At 73.0% G+C, this 24,506-nt stretch carries 21 protein-coding genes and 1 riboswitch; of the genes, 7 read left to right on the top strand and 14 right to left on the bottom strand.

The annotated features are described in order from the left end of the window. Positions 1-186 precede the first annotated feature (186 nt). Complete coding sequence (locus AB0E19_RS31430; RefSeq protein WP_362185960.1) at positions 187-1,557, bottom strand: peptidase C39 family protein; 1,371 nt, start codon at positions 1,555-1,557, stop codon at positions 187-189. Positions 1,558-1,739: 182 nt separating this feature from the next. Here AB0E19_RS31430 and AB0E19_RS31425 point away from each other — a divergent pair, with 182 nt between their 5' ends. Continuing rightward, positions 1,740-2,369, top strand: coding sequence for a hypothetical protein (locus tag AB0E19_RS31425; protein WP_362185957.1), 630 nt, complete (start codon positions 1,740-1,742; stop codon positions 2,367-2,369). Positions 2,370-2,678: 309 nt separating this feature from the next. Continuing rightward, positions 2,679-4,598, top strand: coding sequence for an AAA family ATPase (locus tag AB0E19_RS31420; protein ID WP_362185954.1), 1,920 nt, complete (start codon positions 2,679-2,681; stop codon positions 4,596-4,598). A 7-nt stretch (positions 4,599-4,605) separates the two neighbouring features. Here AB0E19_RS31420 and AB0E19_RS31415 read toward each other — a convergent pair whose 3' ends face one another. From AB0E19_RS31415 to ribD, 10 genes are all read right to left on the bottom strand, one after another. After that, positions 4,606-5,655, bottom strand: a complete 1,050-nt coding sequence (locus AB0E19_RS31415; protein ID WP_362185951.1) for a hemolysin family protein — start codon at positions 5,653-5,655, stop codon at positions 4,606-4,608. Further along, entirely contained in the window at positions 5,652-6,989 is a 1,338-nt protein-coding gene (locus AB0E19_RS31410) for a hemolysin family protein (RefSeq protein WP_360604166.1), read from the bottom strand. The genes AB0E19_RS31415 and AB0E19_RS31410 overlap by 4 nt, the downstream gene beginning before the upstream one ends. A 248-nt stretch (positions 6,990-7,237) precedes the next feature. Continuing rightward, positions 7,238-7,690, bottom strand: a complete 453-nt coding sequence (locus AB0E19_RS31405; RefSeq protein ID WP_362185947.1) for a PH domain-containing protein — start codon at positions 7,688-7,690, stop codon at positions 7,238-7,240. 36 nt (positions 7,691-7,726) lie between these two features. Beyond that, positions 7,727-8,575 carry an ATP phosphoribosyltransferase gene (gene hisG, locus AB0E19_RS31400; protein WP_362185943.1) on the bottom strand — a complete coding sequence of 283 codons (849 nt, stop codon included), beginning with the start codon at positions 8,573-8,575 and terminating at the stop codon, positions 7,727-7,729. An 84-nt stretch (positions 8,576-8,659) separates the two neighbouring features. Further along, the gene (locus AB0E19_RS31395; RefSeq protein WP_031005643.1) at positions 8,660-8,932 is read right to left on the bottom strand and encodes a phosphoribosyl-ATP diphosphatase; all 273 of its coding nucleotides are present in this window, start codon (positions 8,930-8,932) and stop codon (positions 8,660-8,662) included. Between the two features lie 46 nt (positions 8,933-8,978). Further along, entirely contained in the window at positions 8,979-9,476 is a 498-nt protein-coding gene (ribH, locus tag AB0E19_RS31390) for a 6,7-dimethyl-8-ribityllumazine synthase (RefSeq protein ID WP_169092768.1), read from the bottom strand. A gap of 36 nt (positions 9,477-9,512) precedes the next feature. Next, positions 9,513-10,784, bottom strand: coding sequence for a bifunctional 3,4-dihydroxy-2-butanone-4-phosphate synthase/GTP cyclohydrolase II (locus AB0E19_RS31385; RefSeq protein ID WP_362185937.1), 1,272 nt, complete (start codon positions 10,782-10,784; stop codon positions 9,513-9,515). Next, entirely contained in the window at positions 10,781-11,356 is a 576-nt protein-coding gene (locus tag AB0E19_RS31380; RefSeq protein ID WP_360604164.1) for a nicotinamide mononucleotide transporter family protein, read from the bottom strand. The genes AB0E19_RS31385 and AB0E19_RS31380 overlap by 4 nt, the downstream gene beginning before the upstream one ends. Before the next feature lie 56 nt (positions 11,357-11,412). Beyond that, positions 11,413-12,021, bottom strand: coding sequence for a riboflavin synthase (locus AB0E19_RS31375; RefSeq protein WP_362185934.1), 609 nt, complete (start codon positions 12,019-12,021; stop codon positions 11,413-11,415). 2 nt (positions 12,022-12,023) lie between these two features. Continuing rightward, entirely contained in the window at positions 12,024-13,109 is a 1,086-nt protein-coding gene (ribD, locus tag AB0E19_RS31370; protein WP_362185931.1) for a bifunctional diaminohydroxyphosphoribosylaminopyrimidine deaminase/5-amino-6-(5-phosphoribosylamino)uracil reductase RibD, read from the bottom strand. Between the two features lie 176 nt (positions 13,110-13,285). Beyond that, positions 13,286-13,415, bottom strand: a riboswitch (FMN riboswitch). A gap of 245 nt (positions 13,416-13,660) precedes the next feature. Here ribD and AB0E19_RS31365 point away from each other — a divergent pair. Then, positions 13,661-16,030, top strand: a complete 2,370-nt coding sequence (locus tag AB0E19_RS31365; protein WP_362185928.1) for a chitinase C-terminal domain-containing protein — start codon at positions 13,661-13,663, stop codon at positions 16,028-16,030. A gap of 136 nt (positions 16,031-16,166) precedes the next feature. Further along, a complete protein-coding gene (locus tag AB0E19_RS31360) occupies positions 16,167-16,925 on the top strand; it encodes an SDR family oxidoreductase (protein ID WP_362185925.1) in 759 nt (252 codons plus the stop codon). On the opposite strand, the gene AB0E19_RS31355 is transcribed toward AB0E19_RS31360, so the two are convergent. After that, on the bottom strand, positions 16,922-18,052 hold the full coding sequence (locus tag AB0E19_RS31355) for an ROK family transcriptional regulator (RefSeq protein ID WP_362185922.1): 1,131 nt from the start codon (positions 18,050-18,052) through the stop codon (positions 16,922-16,924). The genes AB0E19_RS31360 and AB0E19_RS31355 overlap by 4 nt on opposite strands. 106 nt (positions 18,053-18,158) lie before the next feature. Here AB0E19_RS31355 and AB0E19_RS31350 point away from each other — a divergent pair, with 106 nt between their 5' ends. From AB0E19_RS31350 to AB0E19_RS31340, 3 genes are all read left to right on the top strand, one after another. Beyond that, a complete protein-coding gene (locus AB0E19_RS31350; RefSeq protein WP_362185919.1) occupies positions 18,159-19,379 on the top strand; it encodes an MFS transporter in 1,221 nt (406 codons plus the stop codon). 114 nt (positions 19,380-19,493) lie between these two features. Beyond that, the gene (locus tag AB0E19_RS31345; RefSeq protein ID WP_362185916.1) at positions 19,494-20,888 is read left to right on the top strand and encodes a solute carrier family 23 protein; all 1,395 of its coding nucleotides are present in this window, start codon (positions 19,494-19,496) and stop codon (positions 20,886-20,888) included. 73 nt (positions 20,889-20,961) lie between these two features. Next, a complete protein-coding gene (locus AB0E19_RS31340) occupies positions 20,962-21,669 on the top strand; it encodes a DUF5995 family protein (protein ID WP_362185913.1) in 708 nt (235 codons plus the stop codon). A gap of 79 nt (positions 21,670-21,748) precedes the next feature. On the opposite strand, the gene AB0E19_RS31335 is transcribed toward AB0E19_RS31340, so the two are convergent. Beyond that, a complete protein-coding gene (locus tag AB0E19_RS31335) occupies positions 21,749-23,464 on the bottom strand; it encodes an NAD(P)/FAD-dependent oxidoreductase (RefSeq protein WP_362185910.1) in 1,716 nt (571 codons plus the stop codon). Positions 23,465-23,529: 65 nt separating this feature from the next. Further along, entirely contained in the window at positions 23,530-24,336 is an 807-nt protein-coding gene (locus tag AB0E19_RS31330; protein ID WP_362185907.1) for a carbon-nitrogen hydrolase family protein, read from the bottom strand. Positions 24,337-24,506 lie beyond the last annotated feature (170 nt).

Genomic DNA, 24,506 nt, shown 5'->3' with positions numbered 1-24,506 from the left:
GCCCCCCGTGCGCCGTCCCCGGGCGCGGGGACCCGGCTTCGACCGTGGATCAGTGTGGCAAACGACCAGGGCCGAAGCCGGGAGCAGGTCGCCGACGCGCCGACCGGGTGCGCCGGTCGGCCGTGAGACCGCCCGACGACACGGCTCGTCGCGAAGCCCGACCGACGGCCGTCGGGTCGAGCATGCTCACACCAGGCCGAGCGTCCGCAGTGCGCGGTGCTGCCCTGGTGCCGGCTCGACCGGCCAGTAGACGTAGCAGACCCCGCCCGTACCACTCCTGACCTTGCCGTTCGCGTCGTAGCGCTTGGTGCGGAGCCAGATGTTCTCCCACTCGCGGCGGCGGTACACGCGGCGGACGGCGTCGTTGGTCGGGGACGCCGGGTCGTTCGCGATCACGTCGCCGTCGGGGGTGAAGCCGATGACCGTCATCAGGTGGCCCGCGGTGCCGTAACCGGCGCCGGTCAGTTCCTCCTTGCGGAAGGACTGGGAGGTGATCGCCGGGATGCCGGCGCGGATCAGGGTCTCCAGGTCGGTGAGCGAGCGGAGCCGGGTGACCACGGCGTTCAGGTCGGGGTAGGCGGCGGCGTAGGCGGCGTTGAAGGGCCAGTTGCCGCAGCCGGAGTACTGGTGGTCGTAGGTGGAGCGGGCCGCGTGGCAGACCTGGGGGTCGGCGTAGTCCGGGTTCACCCAGGCCAGGTCCGCGGCGGAGGGCGCGCGGCCCCAGTACTCGACGATCATCTGCGAGGAGGTCGGGCTGCACCAGGCCTCGCCGCCGTTGTCGTACTCGGGGTACCGGCCGACGTGGGTGTTCTGCGAGTAGCGCGGGACGGTCAGCTCGCGGGCGAGGCCGGGCACGGACGCCGGGACGGTGAAGCGGTCCGGGACGTCCGAGGCCATCGCGCCGAGCCGCCACACGGTGGGGGTGAGCGCGGTGCCCGGGCGGCGGTGGAGGGTGAGCCGGAGGCGGTACGAGGCGAGGCGGAGGCCGCTCGCCGGGTCGTCGACGGCGAAGGTGTCGGTCCAGACGGTGCTCCGGCCGTCGGTCTGGTCGTCGACCGAGGTCCGCTTGATGTCGGTGTCGCCCGAGGCCCAGCGGCCCATCACGAACCACGGGGTCCGCGTGCCGTCGGAGTACGTGCCGGAGAGCTCCACCTGGATCCAGGTGCCGGCCGGGGTGCGGGCGTTCCAGGAGGCGATCACCTCGGTGGCGGGCACCGCCGGGGTGTGCTCGGGCGAGGTCCAGCGGGCGTACTCCCACGCGGAGGTCGTCCCGGTGTGCGGGTCGGTGTAGTCGGTACGGCCCAGGGGCGCGTCCAGGACCAGGCCGGGGCGGAGCCCGGCGACGGCCCGGGTGCCCTCGGCGGTCCCGGAGCGCCAGTCGGTGAAGGTCGACCAGAAGCGGTGGGCGACGGTCCCGGCGGGCGCGGCGGCCGCGGTGGCGGTGTCCGCCTCCACGTCACCGGGTTCGGCCGCCGCGGCCGGCACGGCTCCGGCGGTGCCCGCGGCGGCCGCGAGCGCCGCGGCGAGGACGGTCCGGCGTGAGGCTGATCCGGGCATGGCGAGGACCCCCAGTCGAGGACGGGACGGCGATCGGACGGGGCTGCGCGGGCCCACTATCCCGGCTCCACGGGGCCTTCGCCAGCACTTCGGCCCGCGTCGCCGCCACCGACATGGGTGCAGACCACTGACGGCGGCACCGCGCTGACCTGCGCGGGCGGCCCTGGCCTACCCTGGGCCGCATGGACGACCTCGACCGCGCGGCCCGCGCGCTGCGCCGGCTGCCGCCCTCGCTCGGCCCGGTGCGGCTGGTCGCGGTCGACGGCCACGCCGGCTCCGGCAAGTCCACCCTCGCCCGCCGGCTCGCCGCCGCGCTCGGCGGCGCGCCCGTGCTCCGGCTCGACGACCTCGCCACCCACGAGGAGCTCTTCGCCTGGACCGGCCGGCTGCGCTCCCAGGTCCTGGAGCCGCTGGAGCGCGGCGGGACGGCGCGCTACCACCCGTACGACTGGAATCTGCGGAGCTTCGGCCCCGCCCGCCCGCTGCCCCCGGCGCCGGTGGTGCTCGTGGAGGGCGTGGGCTCCGGGCGGCGGGAGCTGCGGCCGCACCTGGCGTGGCTGCTGTGGATGGAGCGGCCCGCCGGGGCCTCCTGGGAGCGGGGGCGGCACCGGGACGGACCGGAGCAGGCGGAGTTCTGGGACGGCTGGGTGGTGGCGGAGACTCGCCATTTCGCGGAAGACCCGTCGCGGCCCTTCGCCGACACCTTGGTACGGGAGCGGGGAGAGGGGTACGCCTGGCTTCCCGGGCCCTCTGTGACGGCGGGCGCGGACCAGATCATCACCCACCGTGACGGCCTGATGGCGGTGGACTGAGTCCCCGGAATTCCGCTTCCGCAAGTGCCTCAAGGGCGCTTGACCCCGGGGGCTTACAGGTCTTACGTTCTCAATGTGCGGCTTTTCACCAGCCGCCGCGGACACGAAGCCCCCGGTTGTTCCCCCGTGATCGGGGGCTTCGTTCCGCCTCCTCACCCCCGGCCGGGCCCCTCCCCCACCGCCCGCGCTCACCCAGGGTCACCGCTTCCGGATCTTGCGCTTCTCCTTAAGCCCACCCCGCCTGCGCAGGTACGATGCCCGCAGGTGCGGTCAAATCCCGTCCATACGCCGACGGTTGTGGGGGACCCGATGGACATCGGCACGCAGGGCTCACAGGCCCCCGCCGAACTCGCCTGGCTGCGCGGAGTGGACGCCTACACCATGGGCGCCTATCCGCAGGCCGAGGAGGAGTTCCGGTCCGCGGTGCGGATCGATCCCGGCATGGCGGACGCCTGGCTGGGGCTGCACGCCCTCCGGGTGGACACCACCACCGCGCTGCTGCGCATGTACCGCAACCGCGAGCGCTTCGGCGAACAGCGCGCCCGGCACCGCCGCACCCTCAACTCCTGGTACTGGCTGGGCTGGTGGGTGCAGCCGGTCCTGGAGAGCCCGCGCGACCTGCTGCTCGCCCACACCTCGCACTGGCTCGACGGGCGGCACGTCCCGGAGCTCGACCGGGCCCTCGCCGAGCTGCCGCCGGTCGACACCGACCCGCAGGTCCGCTTCCTGCACGCCTGCCGCTCCTACCTGGTCAAGGACTGGGACCAGCTGGTCCGGCACACCGAACCGCTCGTGGACGACCCGCTGCTCGGCATCGAGGCCGGCCTCTTCGGCGGCATGGCCCGGGTGCGCCTGGAGATGTACGGGCAGGCCGAGCCGCTGCTCTCGGCGGCCCTGATGCGCTGCCGCAGCGAGCAGCCGCAGCGCAAGGAGCTGCGCTACTGGCTCGCCCGCGCCCACGAGGGCACCGGCCGCAGCGCCGCCGCCCTCCCCCTCTACCGGGCGGTGCACCGCGTCGACCCGGCGTTCATGGACACCGCCGCCCGGCTCGCCGCCATCGCCGAGTACGACGGCTTCGACGGGCTCGACGGGATGGACGAGCAGGCCGGTCTCGCCGCCGTCGTCCTCGGCACGGTCGGCGCGGGCCCCGGGCAGGACGGCACCGACACCGCCGGCGGCCCCGAGACGGAGCCCCTGCCCCCCGGCGGCGACGGGCTGCGCCGCTCCCCCGACCCGGTGCCGCCCGGCGCGCCGGCCGCGCCCCCGGAGGTCGTACGGCACAGCTCTCCGGTGCCCGCGCAGCCCGTGCCGCCGCGCTTCCCGGCCGGGCCGACCGATCCGGTGCTGCTCGCCGAGGCGCTCGCCGAGCTGGAGGGCATGGTCGGGCTGGAACCGGTGAAGCGTCAGGTCAAGGCGCTCTCGGCGCAGTTGGAGATGGCCCGGCTGCGGGCGGGGCAGGGGCTGCCGGTGCAGCCGCCGAAGCGGCACTTCGTCTTCTCGGGGCCGTCCGGCACCGGCAAGACGACGGTCGCCCGGATCCTCGGCCGGGTCTTCTACGCGCTCGGCCTGCTCGGCGGGGACCATCTCGTGGAGGCCCAACGGGCCGACCTGGTCGGCGAGTTCCTGGGCCAGACGGCGGTGAAGGCGAACGAGCTGATCGACTCGGCGGTCGGCGGGGTGCTCTTCGTCGACGAGGCGTACGCGCTCTCCAACTCCGGCTACAGCAAGGGGGACGCGTACGGCGACGAGGCCCTCCAGGTGCTGCTGAAGCGGGCCGAGGACAACCGCGACCACCTCGTCGTCATCCTGGCGGGGTATCCGGAGGGCATGGACCGGTTGCTCGCCGCCAACCCCGGGCTCTCCTCCCGCTTCACCACGCGGGTCGACTTCCCGTCCTACCGGCCGCAGGAACTGACGTCGATCGGCGAGGTGCTGGCCGCGGCGAACGGCGACGGCTGGGACGAGGAGGCGCTGGAGGAACTGCGCTCGATCAGCGGCCACGTCGTCGAGCAGGGCTGGATCGACGAGCTGGGCAACGGCCGCTTCCTGCGCACCCTGTACGAGAAGTCCTGCGCCTACCGGGACCTGCGGCTCTCCGGCTACTCCGGCACGCTGACCCGCGAGGACCTGGCCACCCTGCGGCTCGGGGACCTCATGCAGGCGTACGGGGAGGTGCTGTCGGGCCGCGGTCCGGCGGACCGCGGCCCCCAGCAGGAGCCCCCGTTCTGACCCGGGGCTAGCCCGCGGGCGCGGGGCTCAGCCGGTGGGCGGGGTCGCGGACCTCGCCCACCAGCATCTCCAGGACGTCCTCCAGGGCGACGAGACCGAGGACCCGGCCGGAGGCGTCGGCGACCTGCGCGAGGTGGGTCGCCGCCCGGCGCATCACGGTGAGGGCGTCGTCGAGCGGCAGCTCCGCGCGGAGCGTCGCCATCGGTCGCCACAGCTGCTGCGGCACGGCCCGCTCCCGCTCCTCCAGGTCCAGCACGTCCTTCACGTGCACGAAGCCCATGAAGACGTCCTGGTGGCGGCCCTCGCCGCGGACCGGGAAACGCGAGTAGCCGGTCCGTACGGTCAGCTCCTCGATCTCGCGGGGGGTGGCCGACGGCGGGACGGTGACGAGCGCCGAGGCCGGGAGGAGGACGTCGGTGACCGGGCGGCTGCCCAGCTCCAGGGCGTCCTCCAGGCGCTCCTGCTCGGCCGGGTCGAGGAGGCCCGCCTGACCGGCGTCCTCGACGAGGCGGCCCAGCTGCGCACTGGTGAAGACGGCCTCCACCTCGTCCTTCGGCTCGACCTTGAAGGCCCGCAGGACCACGGCCGCGCAGGCGCCCAGGGCGGCCGTCACCGGCCGGCAGAGCCGGGCGAAGGCGACCAGGGCGGGGGCGAGCAGGAGCGCGGTCCGTTCGGGCGCGGCCATCGCGAGGTTCTTCGGGACCATCTCGCCGATGACGAGGTGGAGGAAGACGACCACGGCGAGGGCGATCAGATAGCCGAGCGGGTGGATGAGCCCGGCCGGCACGCCGACGGCGCGGAAAGCCGGTTCGAGGAGGTGGGCGACGGTCGGTTCGGCCACCGCGCCGAGGGTGAGGGAGCAGACGGTGATGCCGAACTGCGCGGCGGCCATCATCCGCGGCAGGTTCTCCAGGCCGTACAGCACCTGCTTGGCGCGGGCCCCGCCGAGCGGCTCGATCTGGCTGCGGCGGACGGAGACGAGCGCGAACTCGGCGCCGACGAAGAAGCCGTTGGCCAGGACGAGGAAGAGGGCGAGGAGGAGCTGGAGGGTGCTCATCGGACCGCCTCCGCCATCGGCACCGGGGCGGTGCGGACGATCCGGACCCGCTCGGCCCGGAAGCGGTCGACCCGGCGGACCGAGAGCCGCCAGCCGGGCAGTTCGGCCCGGTCGCCGGGGGCCGGGATCCGGCCGAGGAGGTCGGCGACGAGCCCGGCGACGGTCTCGTACGGGCCGTCCGGCACGTCGAGGCCTATCCGGCGCAGGGTGTGGACCCGGCAGGAGCCGTCGGCCTCCCAGGCGGGGCGGCCGTCCTCGGCGGGCGCGGCGGCCAGCTCGGGGCGGGCGTCGGCGGCGGTGTCGTGCTCGTCGCGGACCTCGCCGACGAGCTCCTCGACGATGTCCTCCAGGGTGACCACGCCGGCCGTGCCGCCGTACTCGTCGACGACGACGGCGATCGGCTGCTCGCGCCGCAGGCGCTCCAGGAGGGCCTGGACGGGCAGCGACTCGGGGACGAGGAGCGGCGGGACGGCGATCCGTCCGACCGAGGTCCGCGGGCGGGCGTCGGGGGCGACGGCGAGCGCGTCCTTGAGGTGGACCATGCCGACGACCTCGTCGATGCGGTCCCGGTAGACCGGGAAGCGCGAGAGGCCGGTGGCGCGCGTGAGGTTGAGGACGTCGGCGGCCGTGGCGTCCCACTGGAGGGCGCTGACCTTCACCCGCGGGGTCATGACCTGCTCGGCGGTGAGGCCGGCCAGGGACAGCGTACGGACGAAGAGGTCGGCCGTGTCCTGTTCGAGGGCGCCGGCCCGGGCCGAGTGCCGGGCGAGGGATTCCAGCTCGCCGGGGGTGCGGACCGAGTCGAGCTCCTCGGTGGGCTCGACGCCCAGGGCGCGGACCAGTCCGTTCGCCACCCGGTTCAGCAGGGCGATCACCGGCCGGAAGACGGCGGAGAAGCGGCGCTGCGGGGCGGCGACGAAGCGGGCGACCTGGAGCGGCCGGGAGACCGCCCAGTTCTTGGGCACCAGTTCGCCGACGACCATCTGCACGGCCGAGGCGAGCAGCATGCCGATCACCACGGCGACGCCGGAGACGGCGCCCGGGGGGAGGCCGGTGGCGGTCAGCGGGGCGTGCAGCAGGCCGGCGAGCGCGGGCTCGGCGAGCATGCCGACGACGAGCGAGGTGAGGGTGATGCCGAGCTGGGTGCCGGAGAGCTGGAAGGAGAGTTCGCGCAGCGCCGAGACGACGGTGCGGGCGCGCCGGTCACCGGCGGCCGCGGCCCGCTCGGCCTCCGCGCGCTCGACGGTCACGAGACCGAACTCGGCGGCGACGAAGAAGCCGTTGGCCAGGATGAGGAGGAAGGCTGCCAGAAGGAGCAGCAGGGAGACGATCATGCCGCCGCCTCGGGGGACGAGGGGGCGGCGCATGTACTACCGGACGATCCGTCCATTGCCGGAGGGAGTCACTCCTCGGGTCGAAGGGTGGCCTCGCCGGCCGCCGGCGGCGGCCCTGCACACGCGAGGCGGTGGCGCACTCGGCACCACCGCCTCAAGAGTAGTCACGCGAACGCCCCGCGTGGCAGGGGGGACGCCCCGGATGGGGGACGGCTCCGGGATTCTCCCGGAGGCCCGGACCGGGGGGCTCAGGCCGCCTCGACTCCGGCGCCCCGGCTGTCCGCGAGGGCCCGCAGGGCGCGGGCGTCCCTGATGGCGGACTCCTTGGCGATACCGGGCTGGATGCCGAGGGCCGGCAGGCTGGTGCCGTCGCTGAGGTCCAGGAAGACCCAGGGGTCGCCGGGACGGAGGTTGACGCGGAGGATCTCCGCCCAGGCGAGGCGCCGGGTGCGGGTGATGTTGACGACCGTGACGCCCTCGCTGTCGGCGACGACCTTGGGGCGGCTGAGCATCACCAGGACGGCGAGGAAGAGCACGGCGGTGAAGACGAAGGCCACCCGCTCCCCCGGTCCGAGCCGCTCCAGCAGCAGCGCCACGGCGGTGATCGCCGCGAAACTTGCGACGCCCACGGTCAGCAGGACGGCGCGGGTGCGGCCCGGCCGGAAGGTGACCGGAAGGGCGGGCGTGGGCGACTCGGACATCGGGGTACCTCGGTGCCAGGAGTGGTGCGGCGGGGATCAGAGACGGCAGGCGTGGATCGCGGTGGTGAGGATCGCGCGGGCGCCGATCTCGTACAGGTCGTCCATGATCCGCTGCGCCTCCTTGGCGGGGACCATCGCGCGGACGGCGACCCAGCCCTCGTTGTGCAGCGGGGAGACGGTCGGCGACTCCAGGCCCGGGGTGAGGGCGACGGCCTGCTCCAGGTGCTCGGCGCGGCAGTCGTAGTCCATCATCACGTAGCTGCGGGCGACGAGGACGCCCTGGAGGCGGCGCAGGAACTGCTGGACCTGCGGGTGGTCGGTCTCGGCGCCGTGGCGGCGGACGACGATCGCCTCGGACTTGAGGATCGGCTCGCCGATGACCTCGAGGCCGGCGTTGCGCAGGCTGGTGCCGGTCTCGACGACGTCGGCGATGACCTGGGCGACGCCCAGCTGGATCGCGGTCTCGACGGCGCCGTCCAGGTGGACGACGGAGGCGTCGATGCCCTGGTCGGCGAGGTGCTTGGCGACGATGCCCTCGTAGGAGGTGGCGATCGTCATGCCGCCGAAGTCCTCCGGGCCCGTGGCGGTGCCCGGGCGGGTGGCGTAGCGGAAGGTGGAGCGGCCGAAGTTCAGCGCCAGGATCTCCTCGGCGCTGGCGCCGGAGTCGAGCAGCAGGTCACGGCCGGTGATGCCGATGTCCAGCTTGCCGGACGCCACGTAGATGGCGATGTCCTTCGGCCGCAGGTAGAAGAACTCGACCTCGTTGTCGGGGTCGATGACCACCAGTTCCTTGGACTCCTTGCGCTGGCGGTAGCCGGCCTCATGGAGCATGGCCGACGCAGGTCCGGAGAGGGAACCCTTGTTGGGGACGGCGATGCGCAGCATGGGGTGGGCTTCCTTTGCCTGGGAGTGGTGGGAGACGTGGGGGTGCGTGCTCAGGGGTGGGCCGCGCTCGGGGACGGCCCGTGCTCAGAGGTGGGCGTAGACGTCGTCGAGGGAGATCCCGCGCGCGACCATCATCACCTGGACGTGGTACAGCAGCTGCGAGATCTCCTCGGCGGCGGCTTCCTTGCCCTCGTACTCGGCGGCCATCCAGACCTCGGCGGCCTCCTCGACGACCTTCTTGCCGATGGCATGGACGCCCTTGCCGACCAGCTCGGCGGTGCGGGAGGTGCTGGGGTCGCCGTTGGCGGCCTTGAGCTGAAGCTCGGTGAAGAGCTCTTCGAAGGTTTTGTTCGCCATGATGTCCTTAGGGTACGGGTTCATCCGCGGGCCCCGTCGCCAGGGTTCACTCCGTGGACTTGCGCCACGGCTCGCTGACCGAGCGGAGGATGGTGGCGGTGGCGACGGCGGCGGTGACCGCTTCGTGGCCCTTGTCCTCGTTGGACCCCTCCAGGCCGGCGCGGTCCAGCGCCTGCTCCTCGTTGTCGCAGGTCAGCACGCCGAAGCCGACGGGGACTCCGGTGTCGATCGAGACCTGCACCAGGCCCTGGGTGACGCCCTGGCACACGTAGTCGAAGTGGGGGGTGCCGCCGCGGATGACCACGCCGAGGGCGACGACCGCGTCGTAGCCGCGCTCGGCGAGGACCTTCGCCACGACCGGCAGCTCGAAGCTGCCGGGGACGCGGAGCAGGGTGGGCTCGTCGATGCCGAGCTCGGACAGCGCGCGCAGGGCGCCGTCCACCAGTCCGTCCATGATCTTCTCGTGCCACTGGGCCGCGACGACCGCGACCCGCAGGTCGCCGCAGTTCTTCACGCTGAGGACGGGTGCGCCCTTGCCGCTCATGGTTCTCCTAGCCGGTGTGGTGTCGTACGGGGGTGGTTACTGGTTGCCGCAGGTGGGGGCCGGGGAGCCGTCGAGCCAGGGAAGGTCGTGGCCCATCCGGTCCCGCTTGGTGCGCAGGTACTGGAGGTTGTGCTCGCCGGCCGTCACGGGCATCGGCTCGCGGCCCTCGACGGCGAGGCCGTGCCGGGTGAGGGCCTCGATCTTGTCGGGGTTGTTGGTCATCAGCCGGAGGCTGCGGACGCCGAGGTCGCCGAGGATCCGGGCGCCGGCCGCGTAGTCGCGGGCGTCGGCGGGCAGGCCCAGTTCGAGGTTGGCGTCGAGGGTGTCGCGGCCGCGCTCCTGGAGCTCGTACGCGCGCAGCTTGGAGAGCAGGCCGATGCCGCGCCCCTCGTGGCCGCGGAGGTAGACGACGACGCCGCGGCCGGCCTCCTGGATGCGGTCCATGGACGCCTGGAGCTGGGGGCCGCAGTCGCAGCGCAGCGAGTGGAAGACGTCTCCGGTGAGGCACTCGGAGTGGACCCGGACGAGGACGTCTTCGCCGTCGCCGATCTCGCCGTGGACGAGGGCGACGTGCTCGACGCCGTCGACGGTGGAGCGGTAGCCGTAGGCGGTGAAGTCGCCGTGGGCGGTGGGGAGGTGGACCTCGGCCTCGCGGCGGACGGTGGGTTCGGCCGAGCGGCGGTAGGCGATCAGGTCCTCGATGGAGATGATCGTCAGGCCGTGCTTGCGGGCGAAGGGGACCAGCTCGGGCAGGCGGAGCATGACTCCGTCCTCGCCGGCGATCTCGACGATCGCGCCGGCCGGGCGGAGGCCCGCGAGGCGGGCGAGGTCGACGGCGGCCTCGGTGTGCCCGGGGCGGGCGAGGACGCCGCCCTCGCGGGCGCGCAGCGGGAAGATGTGGCCGGGGCGGACGAAGTCGGAGGGCTCGTGCCGGCCGCTCGCGAGCATCCGGAGGGTGGTGGCGCGGTCGGCGGCGGAGATGCCGGTGGTGACGCCGTGCTCGGGGCCCGCATCGACGGAGACGGTGAAGGCGGTCCGCATCGACTCGGTGTTGTGCGCGACCATCTGCGGGAGGTCGAGCCGCTCCAGCTCGTCGTGCTCCATGGGGGCGCAGATCAGGCCGCGGCACTCGCTCATCATGAAGGCGACGACCTCGGGCGTGGCCTTCTCGGCGGCGATGACGAGGTCGCCCTCGTTCTCGCGGTCCTCGTCGTCGACGACGACCACCGGGCGGCCTGCGGCGATGTCGCTGATGGCCTGCTCGACGGGGTCGAGGGCGAGGCTCTCATCGAGGTCCCAGGGGTTCATGCGGGGGCTCCTTCCAGGACGGGGGTGCGGGACCGGAGCCACCAGTCGCGCATGCCCCAGAGGACGAGGGCGAAGTAGACGACGTAGACGAGGCCGGAGAAGGCGAGGCCGCTGCTGAAGGCGAGCGGGACGCCGACGAGGTCGACCAGGAGCCAGGCGAACCAGAACTCGACCAGGCCGCGGGCCTGGGCGACCATCGCGACGAGGGTGCCGACGAAGATGTACGCGTCGGCCCACGGGCTCCAGGAGAGCGACGGGTAGAGCGTGAAGAGGCCGCCGACGGCGAGGGTGCCGAGGAGGGCGCCGCCCGCGAGGAGGCCGCGCTCCTTCCAGGTGGCGAAGCGGACGGCGATGGAGCCGTCCTGAGCCTGCTGCTTGCCGCGGTTCCACTGCCACCAGCCCCAGGCGGCGACGCCGATGACGAGGAGCTGCTTGCCGACGCCGCCGGCGAGGTCGGCGGAGGCGTACGCGCCGACGAGGATCAGGCCGGAGAGGAGCTGGGCCGGCCAGGTGAGGATGGAGCGGCGCCAGCCGAGGGCCAGGGCTATGAGGCCGATCGTGTTGCCGATCATGTCCGACCAGATGATGTGCTGGTCGAGGACGGTGAACGCCTCGGAGTTGAGCCAGTTCACTTGCCGTTCTCCTGTGCGTCCGTGCCGAGCAGCCGCTCGACGTACTTGGCGATGACGTCCACTTCGAGGTTGACCGGGGCGCCGGGCTGCTTGAGGCCGAGCGTGGTGAGGTCGAGGGTGGTCGGGATGAGGCTGATGGTGAACCAGTCGTCGCCGACCTGGACGACGGTGAGGCTGACGCCGTCGACGGTGATGGAGCCCTTCTCGACGACGTAGCGGGCGAGCGGGGCGGGGAGGCCGACCTTGACGAGCTCCCAGTGCTCGGAGGGGGTCCGCTCCAGGATGGTGCCGGTGCCGTCCACGTGGCCCTGGACGATGTGCCCGCCGAGGCGGCCGCCGACGGCCATGGGGCGCTCCAGGTTGACCCGGGAGCCGACGGCGAGGGCGCCGAGGCTGGACCGCTTGAGGGTCTCGGCCATGACGTCGGCGGTGAACTCGCCGTCGCCGTGCTCGACGACCGTGAGACAGACGCCGTTGACGGCGATGGAGTCGCCGTGCTGGGCGCCTTCCGTGACCAGGGGACCGCGGAGCCGGAAGCGGGAGGCGTCCTCCAGCTGCTCGACGGCGACGACCTCGCCCAGTTCTTCGACGATTCCGGTGAACACGGTCAGGCTCCCTTGAGGGTCGGGACGGCGGTGATGCGGATATCGGATCCGATGTGTGCGGTCTCGGTGATGTCGAGGCGCCACGCGCGCGTGAGGGTGGTGATTCCGGCGTCGGCGAGGGCGTGCGGGCCCGCGCCGAGGAGAACGGGGGCGAGGTAGCCGACGACCTGGTCGACGGCCCCCCCGGCGACGAAGGCGCCCGCGAGGGTGGGGCCGCCTTCGAGGAGGACGGAGCGGATGCCGCGCGCGTACAGGTGGGCGAGCAGCTCGTGCACGCCGACGCGGCCGTCGTGCAGCGGCAGCCGGAGCAGGTCGACACCGGGCAGGTGCCGGGTGTCGGCGTCCTCGCCGACGACCAGCAGCGTGGGCGCGGCGTCGTCGAGGATCCGGGCGGTGGGCAGGAGTTCGGCGCGGGTGTCGAGGGCGACCCGCAGCGGCTGGACGGCGCCTTCGACGCCGCGGACGGCGAGGTGCGGGTCGTCCGCGCGCAGCGTCCCGCCGCCGACCAGGACGGCGTCGGCCTCGGCGCGCAGCCGGTGGACGTCGGCGCGGGACTCGGCGGAGCTGATCCAGCGGGAGGTGCCGTCGGCGGCGGCGATCCGGCCGTCGAGGGTGGCCGCGTACTTCCAGCGGACGAAGGGGCGGCCGGTGCGGACGGAGGTGAGCCAGGCGGTGTTGCCCGCCTCGGCCTCGTCCTCCAGAAGGCCGCCCGTGACCTCGACGCCGGCCGCGCGGAGGGTGTCCGCACCACCGGTGGCCTGCGGGTTCGGGTCGGCGACGGCGTACACGACGCGGGCGGTGCCGGCCTCGATCAGGGCCTGGGCGCAGGGGCCGGTCCTGCCGGTGTGGTTGCAGGGTTCGAGGGTGACGTAGGCGGTGCCGCCGCGGGCCTCCTCGCCGGCCGCGCGCAGGGCGTGGACCTCGGCGTGGGGGCCTCCGGCGCGCTGGTGCCAGCCCTCGCCCACGACCCGTCCGGAGGCGTCGGTGACGACGCAGCCGACGACGGGGTTGGGGCTGGTGGCGCCGAGTCCGCGGGCGGCGAGCTCCACGGCGCGTCGCATGGCGGTGATGTCGGCCTGCCGGTCCACCGGGTCCTCCTGCCTCTTCGGGCACGGACTCCGGGGCCTGTCGATGACGACAGAGAGCGGGTACGACGGCTGTGCAGCAGGTGTGCCGGTACGGCCGTGAGGTCCACGGGTGCGCCGACGCGAAACGCGGCCACCAGCGGACGTACGGCCGGCACACCCCTGTCAGGGGTCGCCCGCCGCGCACTGCCTCCCATCCGGACTTTCACCGTCGGTCCAGGAATTTCACCTGATCAACCGGCCGCTGGCTGCGGACGGGTCGCGGACTATACCGCCGGTTCGGAATTACACCGACCCCGGAGTGCGCTGCTGCTGATACACGGCCAGTGTGCCACGCCTTGCCAAAGGTCATGCACACGATCTCTGTGCGATGACTCACAACGGCCTTCTGGAATGTTCATTTGGTCCAGACCTATTGACGCACTGGTCTAGTCCTCTTAATGTCCGTGTCACCTCCGAGGCACGGCCCGCCGGTGTGCGCACACCACGGGCCCAACACGTACCACCCCCTTGTTCGTTGCGTGTTTTTTGACCTCCCCGAGGAGGACCAGATCGTGCTGTCCCCCACGACCAAGAGAGCGTCGCTGCTCGCGTCCGGTGCCGCCGTCGCCGGACTGCTGCTCAGCTCGCTCGCCGGAGGCGTCTCGTACGCCGCCGACAACGAGTCCTGTCGCCCCGACGGCCTGTACAAGACGCCCGGCGTCGACGTGCCCTACTGCTCGGTGTACGACACCGAGGGCCGCGAGAAGATGGGCGCCGACCACCAGCGCCGCGTCATCGGCTACTTCACGGGCTGGCGCACCGGAAAGAACGGCGAGCCCGCGTACCTCGCCAAGGACATCCCGTGGGAGAAGATCACCCACATCAACTACGCCTTCGGCCACATCGGCGGCGACAACAAGCTCTCGGTCGGCACGGACGGCCCGAACAACGCCGCCACCGGCATGACCTGGCCCGGCGTGGCCGGCGCCGAGATGGACCCGGCCCTGCCGTACAAGGGCCACTTCAACCTGCTGAACAAGTTCAAGAAGCAGCACCCCGACGTGAAGACGCTGATCTCCGTCGGCGGCTGGGCCGAGACCGGCGGCTACTTCGCCGACAACGGCGACCGGGTGAACTCCGGCGGCTTCTACTCGATGGCGACCAACGCCGACGGCTCGGTCAACCAGGCCGGCATCGACACCTTCGCCACCTCGGCGGTCGACTTCATCCGGAAGTACGGGTTCAACGGCGTCGACATCGACTACGAGTACCCGACCACCATGAAGGACGCGGGCAACCCGCTCGACTGGACCCTCGCCAACGCGCGCCGCGCCGGCCTGGTCCAGGGCTACGCGGCCCTCATGAAGACCCTGCGCGAGAAGCTGGACACGGCCGGCGCCGCCGACGGCAAGCACTACATGCTCACCGTCGCCGCCCCGTCCTCCGGCTACCTGCTGCGCGGCATGGAGACCTTCCAGGTCCAGAAGTACCTGGACTACGTCAACATCATGTCGTACGACCTGCACGGCGCCTGGAACGAGTACGTCGGTCCGAACGCCTCGCTCTTCGACGACGGCAAGGACGGCGAGCTCGCCGCCGCCAACGTCTACGGCTCCTCCCAGTACGGCGGCATCGGCTACCTCAACACCGACTGGGCGTACCACTACTTCCGCGGCTCCATGCCGGCCGGCCGCATCAACATCGGCCTGCCCTACTACACCCGCGGCCACAAGAACGTGCAGGGCGGCACCGACGGCCTCTGGGGCAAGGCCACCGCGGCCACCTGCCCGGCCGGCGCCGGCCTGACCAAGTGCGGTGACGGCGCCGTCGGCATCGACAACCTGTGGCACGACAAGGACACCGCGGGCAAGGAGTCGCCCGCCGGCTCCAACCCGATGTGGCACGCCAAGAACCTGGAGAAGGGGATCGTCGGCGACTACGTCACCCAGTACGGCTTCCCGGCGAACACCACCCTGACCGGCACCTACGCCCGCAAGTACGACTCGACCCTGGTCGCGCCGTGGCTGTGGAACGCCGAGAAGAAGGTCTTCCTCTCCACCGAGGACGAGCAGTCCGTGGCCGCCAAGGCCGACTACGTGGTCGACCGCGGCATCGGCGGCACCATGGTCTGGGAGATGGCCGGCGACTACTCCTGGAACGCCGCCAAGGGCCAGTACGAGATGGGCTCCACGCTCACCTCGCTGATGTACGACAAGTTCAAGGCCGCCACCCCGTACGGCGCCAAGACGTCGAACAAGGCGCTGCCGACCCAGGCCGTGAACATCGAGACCGCCTTCACCGAGTTCAAGCTGGGCGACTCGAACTACCCCATCACCCCCAAGGTGAAGATCACCAACCGGACGAACACCACGCTGCCCGGCGGCACGGAGTTCCAGTTCGACTACGGCACCTCGGCCCCGGCCAACGCCTCCGACCAGTCCGGCTTCGGCACCAAGGTCATCAGCAGCGACCACACGGGCTCCAACGTGGGCGGCCTGAAGGGCGACTTCCACCGGGTCTCGCTGAAGCTCCCGGCCTGGCAGACCCTGGCCCCCGGCGCGACGGTCGAGCTCTCCTTCAACTACTACCTGCCGGTGTCCACCCCCTCCAACTGGACGGTGAACATCAACGGCACCACGTACGCCCTCGCCGGCGACCTGGCGCGCGGCACGACGGTCGTGGAGCCCGGCACGGGCACCACCCCGCCGACCACCCCGCCCACCACGCCGCCGACGACCCCGCCGACCACTCCCCCGACCACCCCGCCGACGACGCCGCCCGCGGGCTGCACCGCCCCGGCGTACGTGGCGGGCCAGGTCTACAACGCGGGCAACGAGGTCTCCCACAACGGCCACACGTGGAAGGCCAAGTGGTGGACGCAGAACGAGGCGCCCGGCACCACCGGTGACTGGGGCGTCTGGCAGGACCTCGGCGCCTGCTGACGCACCACCTCCGCAAGACCCCCGGCGGCGGTCTCACGGCCCTTGGCCGCCGCCGGGCAGCACCCTCCGCGCCGCGCCCCCCTGTCCGGGGCGCGGCGCGGTCGCGTTCCCGCCCCCGGAAGGCCACGCTGGAAACATGAGCACGATCCTGGTGACCGGTGGCACGGGAACGCTCGGAACGCCCGTCTGCGAGCGGCTGCGCGCGGACGGCCACGAGGTGCGGGTGCTCAGCCGGCACTCACCGCCGTACGCCGTCGACCTGCGCAAGGGCGGACCGCTGCTGGACCGGGCGGTCGACGGGACCGACGCGGTCGTCCACTGCAGCAACATCCCCCGCGGCGACGGGGAGGCCGCCCGCCTCCTGCTCGACGCCGCGGGGCGGGCCGGGGTGCCGCACCTGGTGTACATCTCGATCGTCGGGGTGGACCGGGTACCGCGCCGGTACTTCCGGACCAAGTACGCGGTGGAGCGCATGATCCAGGCGTCCGGCATCCCCTGGACCCTGCTGCGCGCCACCCAGTTCCACGACCTGATCCTCCAGCTGCTGCAGCTCCTCGCCAAGCCGCCGCTGATGCCGCTGCCCAAGGAGGTCCGGGTCCAGCCGGTCGAGGTGACCGAGGCGGCGGCGCGCCTCGCCGAGCTCGCCGCCGGGCCTCCGGCGGGCCGGGTGGAGGACCTGGGCGGCCCCGAGATCCGCCCCTTCCCCGACCTGGCCCGCGCCTACCTGCGGGCGAGCGGACGCCGGCGGCGGCTCGTGGAGGTGCCGCTGCCGGGCGGTGTCTACCGGGAGCTGCGGCGCGGCGGGCACCTGGCGCCGGACCGGGCGGTGGGCCGGGTGACGTTCGACGAGTTCCTCGCCCGGCGCTTCGGCCCGCCCCAGGCGGTGCTGCCCTAGGCCTGCGAGAACAGCTCGTCCTGGGCCGCGTCCCGCGCCCTGAGCAGGGCGCCGCGGAGCACGGCCGCGTCGCCGAGGGCGGTGGCGCGGACCTCGGTGCGGAGCGGGGAGAGGGCCGCGAGTCCGGCCTCCACGCGGGCGGCGAGTTCCGGGCCGCCCTGGTGGCCGGTCTCGCCGGCGAGGACCACGCAGCCCGGGTCGAGGACGGCGGCGACGGCCGCCGCTCCGACCGCGAGCCGGCGGGCGAGGGCGTCGAGGAAGGGGCCGTGGCCCGAGGTGAGCGCGTCGGCCGGGTCGAGGCCGTGGTCGGCGGCGAGGGCCCCGACGGCCGCCGCGCAGGCCAGCTCGTGGAATCCGCCGTCGCAGCCGGTGGCCGAGGGCAGCCCGGAGGTGCCGGGCACGGGCAGGAAGCCGATCTCGCCGGCGCCGCCGGACGCCCCGCGGCGCAGCCGTCCGCCGAGGACGACGGCGGCGCCGATGCCCTGGCCGAGCCAGAGCAGGACGAAGTCCTCGCGGTCCACCGCCGCGCCCTCGCGCAGTTCGGCGACGGCGGCGAGGTTGGTCTCGTTCTCGACGAGCACCTGGGCGGGGAGCCGCTCCTGGAGGACGGCGACGAGCCGGCGGTGCCACGCGGGCAGCCCGGTGGAGTCGCGGAGCTCCCCGGTGGCCGGGTCGATGAGGCCGGGGGCGCCGACGGCCACGGAGTGGAGCCGCGCGACGCCGGCCTCCGCGGCGGTGCGCTCCAGGAGGGAGACGGCCAAGTCGACGGCGGGGCCGGTGCCGGCGTCCTCCCCGACGGGGGCGGCGGCCTCGGCGAGCGGGGTGCCGAGGAGGTCGGTGACGGCGACGGTCACCGAGCGGGTGCGGATGTCGAGGGCGGCGAGGTGGGCGCGGTCGGCGACGAGTCCGTACAGCTTGGCGTTGGGGCCGCGGCGCTCGGCGCCGGCCTCGCCGACGACGTGCACGAGGCCGGAGCCGCTGAGCCGCTCGACGAGGTCGGCGACGGTGGGCCGGGAGAGCCCGGTGAGGGTCTTGAGCTGGGCTGCCGTCAACGGGCCCTCGTCCTGGAGCAGACGCAGGGCGAGCCGGTCGTTGAGGGCCCGGGCGGTGCTCGGGGATGCGGCCATGCGGTGATCCTCTCAGACGCCTCCCCGCCGTCTTCTCTCCGGACCGCTATTTATCAGGCAGGGTTCCTGATAGTTTACGGCCACACCAACGACCCGGGGAGGACCCATGGCGGCGGAGACCGTCCTCAGCTCCGAACGGCTCCGGCGGGCACGCTTCGCCGTCGCCGCCGTCTTCTGCGTGCACGGCGCCGTGACCGGCAGCTTCGCGACCCGGATCCCCTGGATCCAGGAACACGCCGGGGTGAGCGCCGGCCAGCTCGGCCTCGCGCTCGCGTTCCCCGCCCTCGGCGCCTCGCTCGCCATGCCGCTGGCCGGCCGGATCAGCCACCGCTTCGGCGCCCGCACCGCCCTGCGCGGACTGCTCGCCCTGTGGACCCTCGCCCTCACCCTGCCCTCGCTCGCCCCGAACATCTGGGGCCTGTGCGCCGCGCTCTTCGTCTACGGCGCCACCGCCGGCATGTCCGACGTGGCGATGAACGCGCTCGGCGTCGAGACCGAGAACCGGCTCGGCCGCTCGATCATGTCCAGCCTGCACGGCATGTGGAGCGTGGGCGCCCTGCTCGGCTCGGCGGCCGGCACCGTCGCCGCCCACCTCGGCGGCGACGCCCGCCTCCACCACCTGATCGCCGCGCTCGTGCTCACCGCCCTCGGCCTCGCCTGCTGCCAGTACGTCCTTGACCCGGCGCCCACCGAGGAGGAAGAGGCCCCGCCGCGCTTCGCGCTGCCGCCGAAGTCCGCCCTGGTCATCGGCGCCATCGGCTTCTGCGCGGTCTTCGCCGAGGGCGCCAGCCTCGACTGGTCGGCCGTCTACCTCCGCGACGAGCTGGGCGGCTCCGCCGGTCTCGCCGCCGCCTCCACCACCGCCTTCGCGCTGACCATGGCCGTGGCCCGGCTGATCGGCGACCGGGTCGTGGACCGCTTCGGCGCGGTCCGTACCGTACGGGTCGGGGGCGTGGCCGCCACCCTCGGCGGGGTCATGGTCGTCCTCGCCCCGAACCCCGCCGTGGCGATGGCCGGATTCGGTCTCGTCGGCCTCGGGGTCGCGGTCGTCGTGCCGCTCGCCTTCGCCGCCGCCGCGCGCAGCGGCCCGAACCCGAGCCAGGCCATCGCGGGCGTCGCCACCATCACGTACACCTCCGGCCTGATCGCCCCCTCCGCGATCGGCGGCATCGCCGACGCCACCTCGCTGGTGTTCTCGTTCGGCCTGGTCACCGCCCTCGCCTTCGGCCTGGTCCTGGGCGCGGGCGTGCTGCGGACCGCCCCGCGGGCCGCCTCGGCCGCGCCGGCCGGGACCGACGCGGCGAAGAGCGCGGGCCCGGTCGGCTGAGCCCGCCCGGGGGCGCGGCGGCGCCCCCTCCCCGGCCGGTTCCGGCGCATACCATGTGGCTGATCTTTTGCGGCCCCGACATGGCCGCCGGAACCGGAGAACGGGAGCGACCTCATGAAACTCGGCGTGCGCTGGACCCTGCACGGGGACGGGAGAACACCCGCCCCCGGGGCCGTCGTCCGCCCCGACGAGCGGCTCTCCTGGCCCCGTACCGTCGGTCTCGGCGCACAGCACGTGGTCGCCATGTTCGGGGCGAGTTTCGTCGCCCCGGTGCTGATGGGCCTCGACCCCAACCTCGCGATCATGATGTCCGGTTTCGCCACGGTCATCTTCCTGCTCGCGACGCGCGGCACCGTCCCCTCGTACCTGGGCTGCTCGCTCTCCTTCGTGGGCGTCGCCGCCGCCATCCGGGCCTCCGGAGGCAGCAGCGCCACCGTGACCGGCGCCGTCTTCGTGGTCGGCGCGGTGCTCTTCCTCGCCGGTCTCGCGGTGCGGAAGTTCGGCGCGCGGATCATCCACGCGGCGATGCCCCCGGTGGTCACCGGCGCCGTCGTCATGCTGATCGGCTTCAACCTGGCGCCGGTGACGGCCTCCACGTACTGGCCGCAGGACCAGTGGACGGCGCTCCTGGTGATGCTCTTCACCGGTCTGGCCGTGGTCTGTCTGCGCGGCTTCTGGTCGCGGATCGCGATCTTCCTCGGCCTGATCTTCGGCTACGTCCTGTCCTGGGTCCTCGACCTGGTCTTCGGCAAGATCCACTCGATGTCCCCGAGCGGCCAGGTCACCGACCACTGGCGGCTCGACCTCTCCGCCGTCGGCGAGGCCGACTGGATCGGCCTGCCCGCCCTGCACGGCCCCAGCTTCGAGTGGTCCGCCATCCTCGTCGCGCTCCCCGTCGTCATCGCGCTGATCGCCGAGAACGCCGGCCACGTCAAGGCCGTCGGCGAGATGACCGGCGACGACCTCGACGACAAGCTGGGCACCGCCATCGCGGCGGACGGCGCCGCGTCCATGCTGTCGACCGCGGTCGGCGGCCCGCCGAACACCACGTACTCCGAGAACATCGGCGTCATGGCCGCCACCCGCGTCTACTCCACGGCCGCCTACTGGGCCGCCGCCGGCTTCGCGCTCCTCTTCGGCCTCTGCCCCAAGTTCGGCGCGGTCGTCGCCGCCATCCCCGGCGGTGTCCTCGGCGGCATCACCGTCATCCTCTACGGCATGATCGGCCTGCTCGGCGCCCAGATCTGGATCAACGCCAAGGTCGACCTGCGCAACCCGCTCAACCTGGTCCCGGCCGCCGCCGGCATCATCATCGGCGTCGGCGGCGTGAAGCTGACCTTCACCGACACCTTCGAGCTCGGCGGCATCGCGCTCGGCACGATCGTCGTCATCACCGGCTACCACGTGCTGCGCGCCTTCGCCCCGGCCCATCTGAAGACCCAGGAACCGCTCCTGGACTCGGGCACCAGCTCGTACGAGACGGGCTCCGGCGACACGGCGAAGAACTGAGGTATTCGCCCGTTCCGGCGAAGCCGGGCCCGGGAGGCTCCCTCCCGGGCCCGGCGGCTGGAAGTCTGCCCCCATGGCGCAGACCCAGTGGACGGATGAACGGCTCGGGCAGTTCGTGGCGGTCGACCCCGTCGTGGACCGGATGCGGTCGCTGCGGGCGGCCTGGCACCCGGGCGACGGGGTCGCCGTCTTCAACCGGGTGTACCTGACGGTCACCGAGGAGATCGGCCACGCCCTGGAGGCGGGCGCCTTCGGGGACCGGCGGGCGGCGGCCACCCTGGACGTGCTCTTCGCCGAGCGCTACCTCGCCGCCGTCGAGACCCACGCGGCGGGCCGCCCGGGGCCCGCCTGCTGGCGGCCCCTCTTCCACTACCGCCGCCACCCCGGCGTGACCCCGCTGCAGTTCGCGCTCGCCGGGATCAACGCCCACATCGGGCACGACCTGGCGCTCGCCGTCGTCGACGCCTGCGCCGCCCTGGAGTGCGCCCCGGCGGACCTGGAGGACGAGTTCGACCGGGTCGGCGACGTCCTCGTCCTCCTGGAGGAGCGCATCCGCGAGGAACTGATGCCGGGCCCGGACCTCCTGGAGATCGCGGACCCGCTGACGCACCTGCTCGGCTGCTGGAGCCTGGACCGGGCCCGCGACGGGGCCTGGCTCGCCGCCCGCTCGCTGTGGCAGCTGCGGGCGCTGCCCGGGATCGCGGGCGAGTTCACCGAGCGGCTCGACCGCTCGGTCGGCCTGGTGGGACGGATGCTGCTCACGCCCCTGGCCAGGCCCTGACCGCCGTACGGGCCCGGCACCCTGCGGACCCGGCCCTCGTACGGGCCCGGCACCCTGCGGACCCGGACCCGTACCGGACTCAGTCCTCCGGCAGCTCGACCGGGGCGATCTCGTCGTAGACGTCGCCCGGGCCCGGGTTGGTGCCGTCGGTGGCGCCGCCGAAGTGGTGCATCACGCCCCACACCGCGTTGAGCGCCGTCTGCACCGCGCCCTCGGCCCAGCCGGCCGTCCACGAGATGTCGTCGCCGGCGAGGAAGATGCCGCGCTTGTCCTCGGGCAGCCGGTCCTGCATGAAGTGGGTGAACAGGCGCCGCTGGTAGCGGTAGTGGCCCGGCAGGTTGGCCTTGAAGGCGCCCATGAAGTAGGGCTCGTTCTCCCAGGAGACCGTCACCGGGTTGCCGATGATGTGCTTCCGGATGTCGACCTTCGGGTAGATCTCGCCGAGCGACTTCAGCATGACCTCCATCCGCTCGTTCGCGGAGAGCGGCAGCCACTTCAGGCTGTCGTCGCACCACGTGTACGAGAGGCAGATGGTGGCCGGCTTGTCCGGGCCGTCGTCCAGCAGGTAGGTGCCGCGGGTCATCCGGTCGGTCAGCGTCATCGACATGACGTCGCGGCCGGTCGGGTTCCCCTCGTCGTCGACGGCCTTGTCCAGCCAGAACGGCCGGTCCACCGGGACGAACAGCTTCGAGGACTCCATGTAATGGGTGCGCTCGATCGCCGTCCAGTGGTCGATCGGGAAGAGCGAGTCGTCGCAGGCGATCTTGGAGAGCAGCATCCAGGACTGGGCGGTGAAGATCGCCGCCTGGTAGGTGCGGATGTCGCCGGAGGCGTCGGTGACGGTGATCCGGTTGCCGGCGGTGCGGTTCAGCCGGGTGACGGCCGGCTTCGGCTGCCCGCCCTCGTGCAGCGAGGCCAGCGAGGTGCCCTGCGCCCAGTGGACGATCTTCTCCGGCTCGCGCTCCCACAGGCGCAGCGGCAGCTGCTGCGAGCCGCCGACGATGCCGCGGTGGTGGTCGTCGGCCTCGGTGTAGACGACCCGGAGGATCTCCAGGATGGAGTTGGGGAAGTCCGTGTCCCAGCCGCCGGTGCCGAAGCCGACCTGGCCGAAGATCTCGCGGTGCCGGAAGGACTTGAAGGCCTCGGACTCGCAGAGGAAGCCGTAGAAGGTCTGGTTGTCGAGCTTCTCGACCAGCGTCGCCCAGATCTCGCGGATGCGCGGGACGTCACGCTCGCGCATGGCGCGGTTCATGTCGGAGAAGTCGGCGCCCTCGTCCAGGCACTTGTTCCACGCGGCGGCGACGTCGCGGTAGACCTGCGGCAGGTCGTCGACGGTCTCGGCGTAGTGCGACTCGCCCTTGAGGTCGACGACGGTCGACGGGGTGGCCTCGGCCAGCGGGTTCGGGAACGGCGTGGTCTCCAGGCCGACCAGGTCGATGTAGTGCTGGAGGGCGGTGGAGGAGGGCGGGAAGCGCATGGCGCCCATCTCCGCCGTCAGCCCCTCGGTCTCCGGCCCGTCGAAGCCCACCGTGCGCAGCCGGCCGCCGATCTGGTCGGCCTCGTAGACGACGGGCTTGAGGCCCATCTTCATCAGCTCGTACGCGGCGATGATGCCGGACAGGCCGCCGCCGACGACCGCGACCTCGGCGCCGTGCTCGGTCGCGGGTATCTGGCCGAGGCCGGCCGGGTGGGCCAGGAAGTCGTCGTAGGCGTACGGGAAGTCCGGGCCGAACATGGTGATCGGCGGCTGCTGCTCGTCGGCGTGCTCGACGGCGTTGGGCACGGTGGACGTCATGGGGTACGGACTCCTTGCGCGGGGGTGGGGCGGGAAGCTGAGGGGGGCGGGGCGGGGGTGGCGGCTCAGACGAGCGAGCCGTACAGGCCCGGCCTGCGGTCGCGGAGGTACGGGTTCTCGGCGCGGGAGGCCGCCAGGGCCTCGGGGTCGACGTCGCCGAGGACGAGGTCCTCGCCGCGGCCCGCGCGGGCCCGGGCGGTGCCGTCGGGGCCGGCGAGGACCGAGAGGCCGACGAACTCGAAGTCGCCCTCGGCGCCGACGCGGTTGGCGTACGCGATGTACATCTGGCTCTCGAAGGCGCGCACCGGGACGACGGAGAGCGGCACGATCTCGGCGGGGTGCATGAGGGCGGTCGGCACGAGGAGGAGGTCCGTGCCGGCCAGCGCCTGCGCCCGTACGTTCTCGGGGAACTCGACGTCGTAGCAGATCATCAGGCCGACGGTGAGGTCGCCGATGCGGGCCTGGACGAGCGGCTCGTCGCCCGGGGTGAACCACTTCAGCTCGAAGTCGCCGAAGAGGTGGGTCTTGCGGTAGTGCGCGAGGGGGGCGCCGTCGGCGCCGAAGAGCGCGGCCGCGTTGTAGATCACGCCGTGCCGCTCGGTGTCCCGCTCCGGGTAGCCGTAGCCGACGGCGAGGCCGTGGCGGGCGGCGATCTCCGCGACCGCGCGGGCCGAGGGCCCGTCGGACGGCTCGGCGAGGCGGGCGATGTCGGCGCCGATCGCGTAGCCGGTGAGGAAGAGCTCGGGGGCGAGCAGCACGTCCGCGCCCGCGGCCGCGGCCCGGGCGGCGGCCTCGTCCAGGATCCGCAGGTTGGCGGTCACGTCACCGAGCCGTCCGGAGCTCTGGAGCAGGGCGGTGCGCACCGTGGGCATGCTGATCCTCATGGGGGCGGAGGGGAGGGAGGGGCGTCTACGGGAGACGTTCAAAACGGTACGGTTCCGGGCTCGGCCGGGACAAGACGGGACCGTTGCGGACCGACCGTCGAACCGTTGCGCGATGTACGACCGGGGCGGCGATTCGTTGCGCGGCGATCGGACCGGGG

Origin of the sequence: Streptomyces sp. NPDC047974, assembly GCF_040653375.1 — a bacterium.
GTDB lineage: Bacteria > Actinomycetota > Actinomycetes > Streptomycetales > Streptomycetaceae > Streptomyces.
The sequence above is the reverse complement of the archived record's forward strand: the minus strand, read 5'-3'. Positions and strand labels throughout refer to the sequence as shown.

Coding starts and splice junctions, on each gene's coding strand:
- AB0E19_RS31430 (WP_362185960.1), bottom strand. CDS start 1,557: ATGCCCGGATCAGCCTCACGCCGGACCGTCCTCGCCGCGGCGCTCGCG.
- AB0E19_RS31425 (WP_362185957.1), top strand. CDS start 1,740: ATGGACGACCTCGACCGCGCGGCCCGCGCGCTGCGCCGGCTGCCGCCC.
- AB0E19_RS31420 (WP_362185954.1), top strand. CDS start 2,679: ATGGACATCGGCACGCAGGGCTCACAGGCCCCCGCCGAACTCGCCTGG.
- AB0E19_RS31415 (WP_362185951.1), bottom strand. CDS start 5,655: ATGAGCACCCTCCAGCTCCTCCTCGCCCTCTTCCTCGTCCTGGCCAAC.
- AB0E19_RS31410 (WP_360604166.1), bottom strand. CDS start 6,989: ATGATCGTCTCCCTGCTGCTCCTTCTGGCAGCCTTCCTCCTCATCCTG.
- AB0E19_RS31405 (WP_362185947.1), bottom strand. CDS start 7,690: ATGTCCGAGTCGCCCACGCCCGCCCTTCCGGTCACCTTCCGGCCGGGC.
- hisG (WP_362185943.1), bottom strand. CDS start 8,575: ATGCTGCGCATCGCCGTCCCCAACAAGGGTTCCCTCTCCGGACCTGCG.
- AB0E19_RS31395 (WP_031005643.1), bottom strand. CDS start 8,932: ATGGCGAACAAAACCTTCGAAGAGCTCTTCACCGAGCTTCAGCTCAAG.
- ribH (WP_169092768.1), bottom strand. CDS start 9,476: ATGAGCGGCAAGGGCGCACCCGTCCTCAGCGTGAAGAACTGCGGCGAC.
- AB0E19_RS31385 (WP_362185937.1), bottom strand. CDS start 10,784: ATGAACCCCTGGGACCTCGATGAGAGCCTCGCCCTCGACCCCGTCGAG.
- AB0E19_RS31380 (WP_360604164.1), bottom strand. CDS start 11,356: ATGATCGGCAACACGATCGGCCTCATAGCCCTGGCCCTCGGCTGGCGC.
- AB0E19_RS31360 (WP_362185925.1), top strand. CDS start 16,167: ATGAGCACGATCCTGGTGACCGGTGGCACGGGAACGCTCGGAACGCCC.
- AB0E19_RS31355 (WP_362185922.1), bottom strand. CDS start 18,052: ATGGCCGCATCCCCGAGCACCGCCCGGGCCCTCAACGACCGGCTCGCC.
- AB0E19_RS31350 (WP_362185919.1), top strand. CDS start 18,159: ATGGCGGCGGAGACCGTCCTCAGCTCCGAACGGCTCCGGCGGGCACGC.
- AB0E19_RS31345 (WP_362185916.1), top strand. CDS start 19,494: ATGAAACTCGGCGTGCGCTGGACCCTGCACGGGGACGGGAGAACACCC.
- AB0E19_RS31340 (WP_362185913.1), top strand. CDS start 20,962: ATGGCGCAGACCCAGTGGACGGATGAACGGCTCGGGCAGTTCGTGGCG.
- AB0E19_RS31335 (WP_362185910.1), bottom strand. CDS start 23,464: ATGACGTCCACCGTGCCCAACGCCGTCGAGCACGCCGACGAGCAGCAG.
- AB0E19_RS31330 (WP_362185907.1), bottom strand. CDS start 24,336: ATGCCCACGGTGCGCACCGCCCTGCTCCAGAGCTCCGGACGGCTCGGT.